The sequence below is a fragment of the Herpetosiphon sp. genome (assembly GCF_003512625.1).
GTDB classification, from domain to species: Bacteria; Chloroflexota; Chloroflexia; order Chloroflexales; family Herpetosiphonaceae; genus Herpetosiphon; species Herpetosiphon aurantiacus.
The window spans coordinates 109399-125618 of sequence record NZ_DOPT01000081.1 but is presented as its reverse complement, the minus strand read 5'-3'; the positions used below and the strand labels follow the sequence as shown (position 1 = coordinate 125618).

The following is a 16220-nucleotide window of genomic DNA, read 5'->3' as shown; positions in this document are numbered from 1 at the left end:
GGGCCCACACTGATCTTAATCGCTACCTTGAAACGGGGATTATTGCCCCTGGTAGCGTGCAGTTGGTAAGCACCGCTGATCCCGTCGTTGGCAAGATGGCTAACACCGTGATCTACGGAACTTTCCGTGGTAAGCTCGGCGATCTAACTGGCGATGGCAAACTCAATGTGAATTTGATTCCTTGTCATGGCACCATCAATGGCGAACTTGACCTGAACTGTGATGGCATTGCTGACGAAGATCCTCGGATTCCTCGCGCATAAGGCAGTCACACAGTTTCTGCCGAAATGTGGTTGGGGGCTGTAATATGCCTCCAACCACATCTGCTTGTTGATGGTATGTGTACAAGTGAGGAGCATATGAGTCAATCAATCGTCCATGAAGCCAGCCCCGCAACCAAACAGGCTTGGAAGCCAACTCTGCTGATCGCGTTGTTGGCTGGGCAGTTCATTGCATTTGGTCTGGTATTAGGTGTGCAGGGTGTGATCTTAGCCGAAGTTATGCTTGCACTAGCCTTGACCGAAGGTATTTTTGGGACTGTCCAGCTTGCCCTGCCAGTCGTAGGGTTTCTGGTATTGATGTTTAACAGTCAGCTCTATCTACGACTTGGGAATAAATGGCAATCCATTTTGAGTTTATTGCTTTTAGTCAGTGCCATGCTTGTGTTGGCGACAATTGCCAATCTTTGGGGTTTAATCCTTGGCCTGATTCTTTCAGGAGCCGGATTTGCTATGCTCGATGCGGCGACCAATAGTGCCAGTATGGATTTTGAGCAGGCTAGTGGTCGGCATATTTTGAATGTTATGCATGGCTTATCAAGTGGCGGAGTGATGGTAGGGGCGTTTATCACCGGATTTGCCCTCGAATCTGGTTGGTCGTATCAAGCAGTTGCCATAGCTTCGGCAGCGATTTGTTGTTCCCCGATTATCCTTGCGACATTTCCCGCCCGCTACCCAACTGCCAGCCAAGCCCAAACTGAATCAGCTGATTCAGCAGACGGGAGCTTCCACAAAAAGCCTTTATTTATTGCCCTCGCAAGTATTTGTTTTTTAGGCAGCGCCTCGGAAGCCATCGCTGTCGTTTGGACAGTCATTTATTTACTTGGGTTAGAAGCCTCAATTGCGCTGAGCGGAACCGTTTTTGCCCTGTTTAATGGAGCAATGCTGCTTGGTCGTTTTATTAATGCACCAATTGTTGCTCGCTTGGGGAGTCGGGTTTCCTTGCTGATTTCTGGAATCGGGATGCTGATTGCGGCGGCGCTCTTGCTGCTCTTTAATACGATTCCTGTATCGATTGTGGCTTTTATTATTTTGGGCTTGGCAGTAGCTGGTATTCAACCAACGGCGCTCAGTGCTGCGGCTCCGTTATCACCCAATAATAGTGGAGCTGTCGCTGCGCCAATTATGATGTCGGCCTATGGGGCACTGCTGATCGCTCCTTTGATCTATGGTTGGATTGCCGAATTTACGGCCTTACGCCCTGCAATGCTGCTCGTTGGCTTGTTTGGCTTGATTACCTGCTGGCTCACCATCAGCATTGTTGGTCGCCATACAGCTAGCACGTAGGATTGAGCGTCGTTTGCAGCCTTTGATTTGTGTGCGGTGGTACTATGGCGAATACGTTTGAACGGCTTAACCCCAACATTCAGCATATTATGTTGTTGGCCCAAGAAGAAGCTCGGAGCCTTAACCATAGTTTTTTAGGCCCAGAGCATTTACTATTGGGGCTATTGCGGCAAAAAGAGGGTCTTGCGGTGCAGATATTGCACGAATTAGGGGTTTTCTACCCCCAAACTCGGCAGATTATTCAGACCATGATTACCCCGCATGCCCGTGATGAACAAACCTTACTTCCTGCCTACCTCCCGCTGGCCCCTCATACAAAAACCCTTTTGGATACTGCGGCACGGGAAGCTGATCAACTTAATCAACAGCAGATTGGGCCTGAACAGCTTCTTTTAGCTTTAGCCCGCGAGGCTAAGGGCTTTGTTCCCTATATTTTGGCACGTTTAGGCCTGCATGGCAGCATTGTCTGCGATAGCTTGCACGCAGCCTTGCAGGCCAAAGCCACCGAGGTAGCTCCTGCGCATGCCGCCGATACTTCACTCCTAGCAAAATTAGGAATTAATCTGACGGAAGAAGCTCGCAATGGCCGACTAGACCCGGTGATTGGACGCAGCGCCGAGATTGAACGGACTATCCAAATTTTACGGCGACGCACCAAAAATAACGTTGTCTTAATTGGTGAGCCAGGGGTTGGTAAGACGGCAATTGTTGAAGGTTTAGCGCAGCAATTGGCTCATGGCGCAATCCCATCGTTTCAAAAAACCTCGGTTTGGTCGCTTGATGTTGGCTCACTTTTGGCGGGCGCGATTTATCGTGGGCAATTTGAGGAGCGCCTTAAAAGCGTCATCGACCAAATTAGCGACCACGATGCGATTCTTTTCATTGATGAATTACATATGATCGTCGGGGCTGGCGCAAGCGAAAATACCGTTGATGCAGCGAATATGTTAAAGCCAGCTTTAGCTCGTGGCAAACTGCGGGTCATTGGTGCAACAACCTTTGATGAATATAGCCAGCATATCGAGAAAGATAGTGCTCTCAAACGGCGATTTCAGCCAATTGTCGTGCAGGAGCCAGGGATCGAGGAAACGGTAACAATTTTACAGGGTATTCGTCCGAAATACGAAGCCCATCATGAGCTTAGCTTGAGCGACGAGGCTTTGTATACTGCGGCACGACTGGCTGCCCAATATATTCCTGATCTCTATTTGCCTGGCAAGGCGATTGATCTTCTGGATGAAGCGGCGAGTCGAGTTTGGTATTATCGGCAACGCCAACTGGTAGCCCACGATGCGGCTTCCAGTGCTGAAGCGCCTACCACTGTTGTTTGTGGGCGTGATGTGGCGCAAGTGCTTGCCATCCAAACAGGGATACCCTTAGCTCAACTTTTTTCCGATGGTCTCAACCGTATCGAAGATATTGAGCAGATTCTGAGTCAGCGGGTTATTGGTCAAGCCCAGGCAATTCGGGGGGTAACCAAAGCCATCCAACGCGCTTTTGCCGGACTTAAAACGAAGCAAGATCTGATCGGGGCTTTATTGTTCTTAGGGCCGTCAGGGGTCGGCAAAACCGAGTTGAGCAAAGTCTTGGCGGAATATCTGCTTGGCAGTAACAAGGCACTTATCCGAATGGATATGAGCGAATATGCTGAGGCCCATAGTGTCAGCCGCTTGATTGGTGCTCCGCCTGGCTATATTGGCTACGATCAGGGCGGTCAATTATCCGAATCCGTTCGTCGCCGTCCGTATAGCGTTGTCTTGCTTGATAATATTGATTATGCCCATCCTGATGTGATCAATATATTCATTCAAATCCTCGAAGAAGGCTCTATAACTGATGCGCGTGGGCGTTATGTTGATTTTCGAAATGTGTTGTTGTTGTGCACCGCAAACGTGGGTACTGAACTCTTTAAGCGCCAAACGGGGCTTGGTTTTAGAGCTGAGCTCCCTGAAATTGACCAAGTAGCCCGCTATGAGCACTTGAAACAACAAGCACTTGACAAAATCAAAACCTCGCTGAGCCTCGATTTTCTCCATCGACTGAATGATGTGATTCTTTTTCAACCGCTCCAAGCTGAACACCTTGAAGTATTGGCGGGACTCTTCTTACAAGATGTTCGCCAGATGGTGCTAGCCCATGAAATTCGGCTCGACCTAACCTCAAATGCGCATACCTATTTGACGGATCATGGCTACGATCTTGAGCGTGGGGTTCGACGCTTACGCCACCTCATCCAAACCCATATCGTTGATCCAATTAGCAATGGATTGCTCCATGGTAAATATCGGGCGGGTGATGAACTACTGATCGACTGTGATTTGAGTGGCAACTTTACCCTGTTGGTTGCTCAGCGCACAACGTCGGTTGTCGCATAAAGGAAAAGCTATGACAGAAACACCATATTCAACCCACGTAGCAGGTTCGGCTAGTGGCAGCACTGATACAACGCAGCGCCAAGCATGGATTATTGTGCTAATCGCAGCCTTGGTTGGCCTCGGGCTAGCGATTGTCTGGAGCTTCGAGGTGGCTGACCATGTACTTGGGGCAAATATTGCCAATACCATCGTTGGAGCCGATGCAAAAGAACTCGTCTTGGATTCTAGCTCGTTACTATCGGGGGTAATCTTTTCGATTGCTGCAGGTCTGGCTGCAACCTTCACCGCTTGTAACTGTGTCGTATTTAGCTGCATTGCACCATTAACCGCTGGTAAAAGCACTATGAGTCTTTGGAGAACTCTAGGCTGGATGACTTTGGGTATTCTGCTGATCACCGGAAGCTATGGCATCATCGGGACACTCCTTGGCGAAAAACTGCCAATCCTTAATAACGCTACCTTGCCAATTGGTAAAGGTTACCCGATTCGTTTAGCGCAATCAAGCTTTATTTTTGTCGGTTTAGGGGTCATTTTTGTTTGGTGGGGTTTGCACACTTTGCAGATTCTGCCAAACCCGCTGGCTAAGCTATTTGCCCGCAATCCATGGTTTAAGCCCTTTGGTTTAGGTCTCCTCATCGGCTGTTTTACGATAGGCCGACCCTTTGGATTGTTTCGCAAAGCCTTCAGCAATGCGATTGTCGCTGGCGATCCATTCTTTGGTGGCTTGGCAATAGCGTTACAAGGGTTAAGTAATATTTTAATTATGGTGCTGGTTTTGTTGGGGCTTATCTATGCGACAGGTGGTCGTTTTGAGCGCTGGCTCAGTGCCAACCCAAGCCGAATTACCCGTTTTACTGCCATCTCAGTGATTGTCGGTGGCATATTTTTTATTGCCTACTGGGGATTGCGGGTTCCAAGCTACTATGAAATTGGATGGTTTCCGCATATGAGCTATCGTTAGCGAGCGTTGTTAACGAATTAATCGAAGCTTTACCGCAGAATTGATTGTTTCTAGCGAATTTAAACTACTTTCAAGCAATGGAAAATATTCTGCTGGAATTGTTGCTAGATTAATCCGAAATGCCCACTGATGATGTTCTTGAATAAATTCCAAGGGAACCCAGATAGCTGCTGGTGCGAACATCAATAGGCATTGATTACTTTCACGTCGTACTTTCGTAAATACTCGAGCACGGCTGTATGCTTGGTTATGAGTTAGGCGTTGAACTGCCATATGAACAGTAGCTCGCGAGATATTGACGGTATAGGAACTTAAGAATTTTGTAACTTGGGTATAGCTAAGCCCTAGCAGGAAAAGCACTCCGCTGAGGTGATACAACCCACGACTTAATGTGGCCCCTCGCACCATTGTCAGCGGGGTTGTGCGAAAGGTTGAACCACAAAGCGTACATTTGTAGCGATATAAGGTTAGGGTTGCAGCAATCTGTCCAGTTGGATTGCGCACATCGTACACTGTTTTTTGGATCTTCTGATGACGGCGAAATGAATTCGACGGACATCCGACTGATGGGCATACCTTCGGTACAAGGTTTGCATATGAAGTGACTAATGAGCCTTGAATAAACAAACATCGCATAAGCAGTATTCGTCACACAGTCTATAGAATTCTTCTGTAGAGGCAGAATTTCTTGGCTTATTATTACAATAGTATACTTTTTTTATTTTATTAAATAAAGTACTTAAATTAAGAATTTGATAAGTATTTTAGTTGTAATATAATGTCTTTCACTCTAATGTGTGAGGGTTTTTTGTTATGAATATTGATATTATTTTTATAATTAATATTATTGATAGATAAAAATAAAAGAAGGATTTTATTATACTCAGAAGTGTGTGGTATTCAAATATGAGGTCAAAGACGACTCAAATAAGGATTATGCTGGCTGGCATTGCTGTGAATACTGAAGGATCGCAACCATCCGTAGGATAGGATACTAAACGCATACCACTATCTATACAGATCAAAAAAGCCCGCTGACGTTAATCGTGTCAGCGGGCTAAATCAGTGGCTTATTCTTATTTGGTTTCGATCAAGCTGGTTCCGGTCATGGCGGCGGCCTTTTGCAAGCCCAGCAAATCAAGGATGGTTGGGGCCAGATCGGCCAAACGGCCACCAGCCCGCAGGCTGATCTGTTCGCGGGTTAGGCCTGTAGCTGGGTCGGCGACCAAAATACATGGCACAAGATTGGTGGTGTGGGCCGTGTGGGGGCCGCCTGTTTGCGGATCAATCATCTGCTCAGCATTGCCATGGTCGGCGATCAAGATGGCTGCACCACCTTGGGCAACCACTGCTGGCACAACTTGGCCCAAGCAACGATCAACAGTTTCGCAGGCTTTTACCACCGCCGGAATCACCCCAGTATGGCCGACCATATCAGGGTTGGCAAAGTTGACCACCAAGAAATCGTAGATTTGGCTGTTGACCGCATCGAGCAATTTGGCAGCTACTTCTTCTGCGCTCATTTCGGGCTGAAGATCGTAGGTGGCGACTTTGGGCGAGGCCGCCATCACCCGATCCTCGCCAGCAAAAGGTTCCTCGCGCCGCCCATTCAAGAAGAACGTGACATGCGGGTATTTTTCGGTTTCGGCGCTGTGATATTGGCGCTTGCCAGCATCGGCGATCACTTTGGCTAATGGCTCAGTGATGTAATGCGGCGGATAGGCAATCGCATACGGGAAGGTCGCATCATACTGTGTCATCGTGACATAATGCAGATTTGATACTTGCTCAGGCCGTTGCCAAATGGTGGTCGGCAATTGCAAGCCTTGTTCGGCTTGATTGGCATACCATTCTTGGATCATGGTGTTGAGATCGGACTGCATCAAGGCACGGGTAATTTGGCGTACCCGATCGGCGCGGAAATTGAAACAAATCACTACATCGCCAGTGCTGATCCGGGGTAAGGCCACGCCTGCGCTATCGGTGATGACCGTTGCTTCGATAAATTCATCGCCGCGAGCATCGCGCAAATACGCTTGCTCGATCGCGCTGATTGGATCGCTGGCAGTGTGGCCAACGCCTTCGACCATGGCAGCATAGGCAGCGCCGACGCGCTCCCAGCGCTTATCGCGATCCATGGCATAATAGCGGCCAATCACGCTTGCCACTTGGCCTACGCCGATTTGGCTGATCGTTTGTTGCAACTCTCGCATATACCCAAGGCCACTTTGCGGCAAGGTATCGCGGCCATCCATAAAAGCATGAATGTAGGTGTGATTGACCCCTTGCTGAGCCATCAATTGCAACAAGCCTGCGAGGTGAATATCATAGGCATGCACGCCGCCACGGCCAATCAGACCGATCAAGTGCATATTTGTGCCACGTTCTTTGACGATTTGGACAGCTTCGAGAAACGCTGGATTCTCAAAAAACTCACCAGATTTGATCGATTCACTGATGCGGGTGGAATCTTGATAGACTACCAAGCCAGCGCCGATATTCAAGTGGCCGACTTCACTGTTGCCAATTTGACCTTCGGGCAAGCCAACATCAAGGCCAGAGGCATGCAGTTGGGTGGTTGGGCAGGTTGCCATCCAATGATTAACATTGGGAGTGTTGGCTAAACTAACGCCGTTGCCCGGGCCAGCCGGAGCCAAACCCCAACCATCCATTATGGCTAACAACACAGGACGCGGTGTTGTCATGATTACTCCTTGTAAACGTTAACATGTTGGCTCTATTTAACGAGAAAAGTGCCAAAAGTGCAAGTAGCAAAGGCTTCACCTACAATGAGCATAATAGGGACGAGGTTGTAAGAGTCAACAGTCAGGGGCTAGGGTTCAGTTGGCGCGGAACCACGAAGAACGCGAAGAGCACGAAGGCCATCCAACATAATTCACAGATTTTTAGGTTCATCAAACAACCATTGCCAACCACTTCATGCCATTTAGGGGGTGCAGGGGGATGAAAACCCCTTGCGTTTCCCTCCGGCGGAGGGACGGAAGGGTGGCGAAACAGAATTTCTAATGAATTGAATTTAGCACACCAATTGGAATATTGCTCTATGGCCTGATTCTACAACGCATGATATGATCGGGATACGCTTAGTGTGAGAATTAGATATGCCAAATCCGTCTGAAACTGATGTAGCCTTGACGGTGATCAAACGTTTGCGCTGGCTGTGGCTTGGCTCGGCCTTGGTTTTATTGGTCGGTGTGGGCTTTTTATTGTGGGTTGGCACGGCCAAACAGCCATTTTCATTAGCAGTGGTATTGTTATTTGCCGCTTGGTCGCTGATTTGGCTGTTGTTGAGTGCTTGGCTCTATCGTCAAATTGCCCAACATCTGAATCGCACGATCTTGCCTGTGGTGCGCGATCATCCTTTGTTGAACGAGCAAATTAGCCAAGCCAAAGCGGCCTTGTTGGCGGCGCAAGATCAATATTCTTCCCATACCGCCCAGTTGATCGACTCGATTTTGCCCTTGGGTGTGCAGTTGGTTAGCGAAGATGATGTTGAGCATTTGTTTCATACGATCGTAACGACCGCCAAACAACTGGCCTCAGCAGATGCTTGTACCTTGTATTTGCGCACCTCAACCCAAACCCTGCGTCCAGTTACCATGCAAACTGATTCGTTGAAGATTAATTTGAGTGCTTTCGATCAGCAATTGCCAATTCCGGCTTTGGCGTTGTACGATAATCAAGGCCAGCCGATTGTGCGCACCATTACTGCGGCCACGGTGCATCGCGGGGTTTCGCATAACGTGATCGATGTCTATGGCAGCGATTCATATGATTTTTCTGGCCCGCAAGCCTTTGATATGGCCATGAACTATCATTCAATGTCGTTGCTGACTGTGCCGCTGAAAGATAGCACGACTGAGGTGATCGGCGTTTTGCAATTGATCAACTGTATTGATCGAGCGCAACATACAATTGTGCCATTCAGCCCTGAAGTGCAGCAAAAAGTTGAAGTGTTGGCTAGCCTTGTCGCCGCCGCCTTGGTGGTCAATGATAAGCAATTACCCGATGTTTAGCGCAAAGAACATAGCCCATAGTAGTTGGTGCGCAGTTATTGGCGATTGGAGATTGGCCGGATTCAATGAGTGTACGCTATCGACTATCGGAATATGTTGAGGTGGCTGATTAATTCCGATAGTCGATAGCCTATATATCCTTCGTGCGCTTCGTGTCCTTCGTGGATCAAAATTTATGTTCTAGGATCTATGTTCTTGCTTGATCCCAGTGCAGCCACTTAATGTCAATCGGCTGTTGACCTAAGCCACATGCTTGAATCCGTTGTGGTTGGTTGGGCAAGAGATCAAGCAGATTATCGCTCCAATTGATTTCAGCCTCCGTTTGTAGCCAAACCCCTTTGGCTGGGTGTTGGCTGCTAATTTCTAGCCAATCGTCGGCCATGCGGGTGACGCTAATTTGGGGATCATAGGCTGGGAGATATTTGAATGGCTCGGGCCATGCGCTGGCTCTTGCCACAACCACACCATCAACCAGCACTTGCATGCCAACTACGCTTTGTTCGGGCAAGTTTAGGTTTGGGCTGGGAATTGGGTTGGCTTGATTGGCGGCTAATTCATATTCAATGTTTTGCTCAAAAAGTAATCTGCCATGCAAATCGTAGCCAGTCAATTGAATCGTTGCTGATTTTGATTCAATTGTGCCATTGACCACCCAAGCCTCGATTGTTGCGCCATTGCGCTGTAATCCGGCGCTGATGGGGGCTAGCTCGCGGCCAATGCTATAGATGGCGGGTTTTTTGCGCAAAGCTGAATCGATAATGGCCCAGCTAATCACTGGCCAACAATCGTTAAGTTGCCACACTAAAGCGCCTGCCACTGCATAACGGCCTGCGCCACCCCAACGTCGCCTCCAGCCACGATAGGCTGCCGCCAAAGCCTCGGCCTGCATCAATTGGGTGGCATACACATACGATTCGAGGGTGTTTTCAAATCGTAAGGTATCGTTGAGATACACCGCCAAACGGCGTGCGCCACCCTCCGATTTGTTGTGGTGCTCGACCGTGCGGCTTTGGGGATAGCGCTCGTGCTCAGGAATGACGCTCAGCAAGGTTGGCAACGCTGCGCACGATTCCATGCCAAACTCGCTGACAAAACGCCCTTCGTACTTGGGGTAATCTTGGTAGGGAGCCATCGCGCTATGCCAAACATCCCAGGTATGGCGGTCGCCACGGGTTTTATCATAGACATCGGCTCCGCCATACGGGCTGCCAGGCCAATAAATTGTGGTCGGATCGTAACTGGCACAGACCTTGGGCAACAAGCGTTCGTAAATTTCGCGGGCCGGAAAGCTGGTTTTGGTAAAATCGCCTTGGAAACTGTGATCATAGGCGTTGAAGGTTTGGGCAATTTGGTAATCTTCGTTGTTGCCACACCACAGCACAATCGAGGGATGATGGCGCAAGCGCTGAACTTGGGCGATTGCTTCGGCCTCGACGCTGGCCAAAAATGCAGGATGAGCTGGATACATGCCGCAGGCAAACATAAAATCTTGCCAAACCAACAAGCCTAGCTGATCGCAAAGATCATAAAAATGGTCAACTTCGTAGATTCCGCCGCCCCAAATCCGAATCATCAGCATATGGCTATCAACCGCTGCCTGCAACAAGCGGCGATAGTGCTCGTTGCTTACACGATTGGTCAGTAGATCAGCGGGAATCCAATTGGCTCCGCCGCTAAACATTGGCACATTGTTGATTTCAAACAAAAATGTTTCGCCTGCTTCATCGAGCAATGGCTCTTGCACCAAACGCACGCGCCGCACGCCAAGCTGTAATTCTTGTTGATCGAGCACCGTTTGATTAGCAAAGACCTTGACTGCCAAGCGATAGCGATGTTGCTGACCATAGCCATGCGGCCACCATAAGCTGGGCTGATCAACCGTGATTGAATGCTGGATATTGCCAGCAACAACCAATTGTTGGTGTTCAGCGATTAACTCGCCTGCTGGGTTCCATAATTGAATTAATACCGCAGTATCGGCCTGTACATCCGCAACGGTTGCAGTTACCGCAAAAATCGCAGTGCTACAATCATCAGCTACACTGATTGGACAAGCCAAATCGCTCAAACGAGTTGCGCCCAATTCGAGGGTGACGGGCAGCCACGGGCCAGCCGTCAACAGGGCTGGACCCCAATCCCAGCCATAATGATATTGGGCTTTGCGCAGATACAAGCGGCTGGGATCGCCGTTCCACACACCAAGTTGTCCCATTTCGGCTTGCAAGGCATGGCCATGCTTCAACGCCGAGCGAAATTCGATCAGCAATTGATTTGCGCCAACGTGGATTTGGTTACTGACCACCACCCGTTGCGGCACGAACATATTGTCGCTGTTTAATATTTCTTGGCCATTGATCCAAACCGTGGCGATCGTATCCAAGCCTGCGAAGTGCAAGGCGGCTGGTTGGTTGGCTTGCTCAGCGGTTAATTCAAAATCGCAACGATAGAGCCAATCGACCTCAGCTACCCATTGCACCGCCAGCTCATTCAAGCCATCGAAGGGATCGGGAATGCGCTCGGCGGCGATCAAGGCTTCGTAAATTGTGCCAGGCACAGGCGCGGCAATCCAGCCTTCGCTACTCGTACTATCAGCGAGCACAGTGCGTTGTGGATCACGTTGTTTGGCCTGCCATGCCTGCTGCAATGCGAGCTTTTGCATGAATTATTGATGCTTTCTCTGCCACCAATTTGGTTGTGGCAAGCTAGATTCGTTGGGGTTGGTTGTTGGGGACTAGGGATCGGGCTTAAATCAAGAATTTAGTTGTAATGATGGATATGGCTAGCAACTGCCAGCATGCCCTCACCCCCTGCCCCCCTCGAGGGGGAATCGCGCTCGAAGTGCTCCCCTCGCCCGCCACAGTGGGAGAGGGGCTGGGGGTGAGGGCACGTTAACCCAATGACCCATTTCATTTAGTTGCTAGCCTTTTATCTGATCCCCGACCACCAACCGCCGACCCCCAGTCCTACACATACGCCCGAAGCAATTCGGCGCTTGGTTCAGGGTAGAGTTGATATTGGCCTAATTGCGCAGGCACGATCACCGACATGCCATGGCTAAGATCAAGGCTGCCTGCGCCCCAAACCAAACTACAAGCGCCATTGATCACCGTCCAACAATCGAAACTGGTTACCGAGGTGCTCAGTGCTTGGATGCGATTGAGTTGCCAGTGCTCTAAGCTGAAAAATGGACAGCGTACCAGCAAACTGACATCAGCATTCAACTTGGTCGGTGTTACTAAAGCCGGCGCAGTTGCCGCAAAATCCAACACCTCGAACGCTTGCTCAAGATGCAGTTGGCGCGGCAAGCCTGTGGCAGCATCACGCCGATCGTAATCGTAGACCCGATAGGTCAGATCGGATTTTTGCTGAATTTCGAACAGCACCACCCCAGGATTGATCGCATGAATCGTTTTGGCTGGCACAAATACCAAATCGCCTGCTTGCACCGCGACTTGACGTAATAATTCAGGCAGTGTATTGGTGGCTAAGGCCGCTTCGCAGGCTTGGCGATTGGTTGCCTCGCGGAAGCCATGCACAACCTCGGCTCCGTTTTCAGCTTCGAGAATGTACCAAGCCTCGGTTTTGCCGTGAAAACCCGACGCGGCCTCGCGGCTGTGGGCGTACTCATCGTCGGGATGCACCTGCACCGAGAGCGGTTGGGCGGCGGCGATGAATTTCAACAACAACGGAAAATCGTTGCCATAGCGTTCGCTGGTGGTTGTGCCAACCAAGGCGGCCCCAAATTGGCTGGTAACTTGGGCTAAACTTTGGCCAGCCAACGCGCCATTGACGATCAGATTTTGATCGTAGACTTGCCAAATTTCGCCTAGCTTGCTTTGCTCGGCTTCAGGCAAGTGCAGCCAGCGAGCCAATTGGGGACCACCCCAAATTGGCTCGACATAGCGTGCTTGGGTCAGCAACGGATAGAGCTCGATCACGCTCATGCAGTGCGTTCCTCGTTGCCCCACAGTTTGGTGAGGAATTTCAGTTTTTCCAAGGTTTGGAAGTTTTCGCCGCCTTCATGGCGGTTGAATTGCCAAACCGTGATCTCTTTTGGCCCTGCATAATGGTTGTAAGCGGCAAAAACGGTCGATGGCGGACAAACATCATCCATTAAGCCAACCGAGAAAAGAGTAGGGCAGGTGGCACGAGCAGCGAATTGCATGCCATCGAAATAATCTAAGGTATTGAATACTTGCTCGATTTTGGTGCGATGGCGGGCGCAATATTGGGCCACTTCGGCGTATGGGTAGGTATCGACCATGGTGGTGGCGCGGCGATAGTGACACAAAAATGGCACATCGGGTAGTACCGCCGCAACATCTGGTTGTAAGCCAGCCGCTGCCAGCGAGATGCCGCCGCCTTGACTGCCACCTGCCAAAGCCACTTTGCCAGCATCCACCAAGGGATGCGAACGAGCGGCCTCGATTGCCCGCACCGCATCGGTGAACAAGCGGCGGTAGTAGTAGTTTTGCGGGTTGAGCACGCCGCGGGTCATAAAACCAGGAATTTGGGGATTGCCCCCCTCAATTTCGGTGTCGGGCGTGTCACCAGTGCGCCAATTCGAGCCTTGGCCGCGATTATCCATGGCGAAGACGGCATAGCCTGCGGTTGGCCATAACAGCCAATCGATCGCCAAACCACGCCCGCCGCCATAGCCAATATATTCAACCACACAGGGAATTGGCTTGGTGGTATTGCGTGGCAGCAAGAACCAACCCTTGATTGGCTGCCCACCATAGCCGTTGAAGGTCACATCGTAGGCTTCGATCAAGGGCAATCCCATATCGTAAGGCTCAAAGTTGGCGTTTAATGGATATTGGCGGGCATCGGCTAAAGTGGTTTGCCAAAATTGGTCAAAATCGGCTGGCTCGTTGCGATCAGGGCGATATTCGCGCAGTTGTTCTAAGGGCATATCAAAATGCATGGCAGTTACCCTCGCATCTGAACACTCACGTTGTGTTCAGCTAAACGTTCGATCATTTCAAAACAAACGCGGGCATGGTGATACGGGCATTCCCATGGGCCAACTTTTGGAATCGCTCCCAACGGTTGGTTTTGAGCATCAAGAATTTTGAACCAATCACCATGATCGTGGTCGATAAAATAGCGTTGAATAAAATTCCAACTATCGTAGGCGGCTTGAGCAAACTCAGGTTTGCCAGTGGCCTGATAGGCGTTGTAGAAGCCAACAACGGCTTCAGCTTGGGGCCACCAATGGCGTTCCAAATTAATCGAGCCATCGGGAGCGCGTTCGTGAATAATGCTGCCATCGGCGTGGCGGCCATTGCGATAGACCGCATCGGCCATGCCAATCGCTAAAGTTTCGGCCTTGGCAATTAAGTGTTCATCGCCCAACACATGGGCTGCTTCCATCAATAACCAACTGCCTTCGATATCGTGGCCATACGAAATACCATGTTCGTGGTGGTTCCATTGGTCATCGAAAAATAGATGAAAGCGGCCTTGCACAGGGTCGATAATATGTTCGCAGCAGGCCTCGATCAGGCTGGCCAATTGCTGGCGCACATCGGCCACATCCCAAACTCGCAGCAAGTTGGCATAGGCCTCCATCATATGCAACATGGTGTTCATGGTTTTGCGGGCTTCTGGCTCAAGCTTGCTCAGGCGGCTATCGCCCAAGGGTTGCCAAACCCGATCACAGCCCTCGATATAGCCACCATAAACCGCATCAAAGGCATGATTTTCGATCAAGTGAAACAGGGTTTGCGCCAATTCCAAGGCGCTCTGATCGCCTGTAGCTCGAACATACTCGGCCAACCCGTAGATGGCGAACGATTGAGCATAGGTTTGTTTATGGTCGGCCAAAGGCTGGCCGTTGGCATCGATCGACCAATACAATCCGCCATAAGTTTGATCCCAAAAAGCCTGTTTGAGGTAGGCATAGGCATACTCAGCCACCGCCAAATCGCGGGGATCGCCGAGCATGCGATAGGCACAGGCAAACGTCCAGAGAATCCGACCACATAATACGGCTGAGCGAGGAAACTCATTATGGATTGTCAGATCGTTGGTTAAGCCGCCATAAAAGCCACCGTGCTCATGATCAAGCGTGTGGTTTGCCCAAAATGGCAAAATATTGCCCAACACTTCATCGCGAAACTGCGCTTGCCACATTTCGCGCAAGCCATGATCAAAGCCGCCATCTACGAGATTCGCCATTATTGTATTCCTTCTGGCGCTTCGGGTATACGGGCAGCGAGGAGCAAATCGAGTAAATCACGGTCAACGGAGTAGCCATCAACATCTTCGTAGCGAGCATGTGGTCGGCCATGATTAATAATTCCAAATGCTCCTTCAAACTCCCAGAGACCGAAGCCCCAACCAAATTCTTGATAAACGCTGAGCAGATCGCGGAACCAACGCAAAGCAACATCATTGGGGGTACGGTTGTAGCAGCCAAATTCACCAATATGGATGGCGACGTTCCGCGCTTGTACGTCGCGCCATGGTTGGTAGAATTCAACTAAGCCGGCCCGATCCCAATAATGGTTGTGCCAGGTTACAGGGTAGGTTGGTGCCGCTAAACCTTCGTGACCATCCCACCAACTCGCTTGATAGTGGCTCACCGCCATTGGCTGATAGCCGCGCCCGCTGTGGGTTACGCCCAAATCAGCGAGTTCGGGCATCGCCAAGTGCCCACCACCAAGTCCATCGATCACAATCGTCCGTTGTGGGTCGATTGCGCGAATTGCTGCGACCGTCCGTTGCATGATCGCCGCATGGTTGAGTCGCGTCAAGCCATACTGATCGACGTTGGGCGGTTCGTTGAGCAAATCGAAGCTTAATTGGCTAGCCGGAATACCCTTGTAGCGTTGGGCGAAATACTCCCACAGCCACACGAAGCCTGCCTGAGCTTCGGCATCTAGCCATAAATTATGTCGTTCGAGATCGTTCCCATTGATACAATATCCAGGCGCTCGATGCAAATTAAGGCTGACATGCAGGCCATATTCACGACATGCTGAGATATAACGGTCAATATACCCGATGATCGTCTCATCGGGATTGGTATAGTGCCAATCACGAGTCCAAAACCAATAATTGGTTGGAATCCGAATGAAATTAAAGCCTTGTTTGGCGATCCAGGTTAAGGCTTTATGGTCTGGCTCGGCTGGCAACTTGCCTGGAACATAATGATACATCCATTGTAAATTGAAGCCATAATGTGGCATGAAACCATCCTTCGGGCTATTTTTTGCCAATAAAAAGCCACATAGGCCGCTGAGCGCCACTATCACGCACGCCATTGATTGATAAT

10 protein-coding genes and 1 pseudogene are annotated in these 16220 nt (G+C 50.1%); 5 read left to right on the top strand and 6 right to left on the bottom strand.

Annotated elements, in window-relative coordinates:
- The 4 genes and pseudogenes from DEF47_RS17820 to DEF47_RS17805 form a co-directional block, all read left to right on the top strand.
- Nucleotides 1-263 (top strand): annotated as a pseudogene (locus tag DEF47_RS17820) (hypothetical protein); the annotation flags it as partial.
- A 96-nt stretch (nucleotides 264-359) separates the two neighbouring features.
- Nucleotides 360-1565, top strand: a complete 1206-nt coding sequence (locus tag DEF47_RS17815; RefSeq protein ID WP_012188434.1) for an MFS transporter — start codon at nucleotides 360-362, stop codon at nucleotides 1563-1565.
- Nucleotides 1566-1609: 44 nt separating this feature from the next.
- Nucleotides 1610-3940: an ATP-dependent Clp protease ATP-binding subunit gene (locus tag DEF47_RS17810; RefSeq protein WP_012188435.1), complete on the top strand. Its 2331-nt coding sequence runs from the start codon at nucleotides 1610-1612 to the stop codon at nucleotides 3938-3940.
- Nucleotides 3941-3950: 10 nt separating this feature from the next.
- Entirely contained in the window at nucleotides 3951-4901 is a 951-nt protein-coding gene (locus DEF47_RS17805) for a hypothetical protein (RefSeq protein ID WP_012188436.1), read from the top strand.
- Between the two features lie 1076 nt (nucleotides 4902-5977).
- Here the strand turns inward: DEF47_RS17805 and gpmI are convergent.
- Entirely contained in the window at nucleotides 5978-7606 is a 1629-nt protein-coding gene (gpmI, locus tag DEF47_RS17800; RefSeq protein WP_012188438.1) for a 2,3-bisphosphoglycerate-independent phosphoglycerate mutase, read from the bottom strand.
- A 417-nt stretch (nucleotides 7607-8023) separates the two neighbouring features.
- On the opposite strand from gpmI, the gene DEF47_RS17795 reads away from it, so the two are divergent.
- Complete coding sequence (locus DEF47_RS17795) at nucleotides 8024-8938, top strand: GAF domain-containing protein (RefSeq protein ID WP_012188439.1); 915 nt, start codon at nucleotides 8024-8026, stop codon at nucleotides 8936-8938.
- A 187-nt stretch (nucleotides 8939-9125) separates the two neighbouring features.
- On the opposite strand, the gene DEF47_RS17790 is transcribed toward DEF47_RS17795, so the two are convergent.
- From DEF47_RS17790 to DEF47_RS17770, 5 genes are all read right to left on the bottom strand, one after another.
- Nucleotides 9126-11597 carry a beta-mannosidase gene (locus DEF47_RS17790; protein WP_012188440.1) on the bottom strand — a complete coding sequence of 824 codons (2472 nt, stop codon included), beginning with the start codon at nucleotides 11595-11597 and terminating at the stop codon, nucleotides 9126-9128.
- Between the two features lie 304 nt (nucleotides 11598-11901).
- Nucleotides 11902-12882: a type I phosphomannose isomerase catalytic subunit gene (locus DEF47_RS17785; RefSeq protein WP_012188441.1), complete on the bottom strand. Its 981-nt coding sequence runs from the start codon at nucleotides 12880-12882 to the stop codon at nucleotides 11902-11904.
- The gene (locus tag DEF47_RS17780; RefSeq protein ID WP_012188442.1) at nucleotides 12879-13865 is read right to left on the bottom strand and encodes an acetylxylan esterase; all 987 of its coding nucleotides are present in this window, start codon (nucleotides 13863-13865) and stop codon (nucleotides 12879-12881) included. The genes DEF47_RS17785 and DEF47_RS17780 overlap by 4 nt, the downstream gene beginning before the upstream one ends.
- Nucleotides 13866-13870: 5 nt before the next feature.
- Nucleotides 13871-15121 carry an AGE family epimerase/isomerase gene (locus tag DEF47_RS17775; protein ID WP_012188443.1) on the bottom strand — a complete coding sequence of 417 codons (1251 nt, stop codon included), beginning with the start codon at nucleotides 15119-15121 and terminating at the stop codon, nucleotides 13871-13873.
- A complete protein-coding gene (locus DEF47_RS17770) occupies nucleotides 15121-16134 on the bottom strand; it encodes a glycoside hydrolase family 5 protein (protein ID WP_012188444.1) in 1014 nt (337 codons plus the stop codon). Before DEF47_RS17770 ends, DEF47_RS17775 begins: the two co-directional genes overlap by 1 nt.
- Nucleotides 16135-16220: the final 86 nt, after the last annotated feature.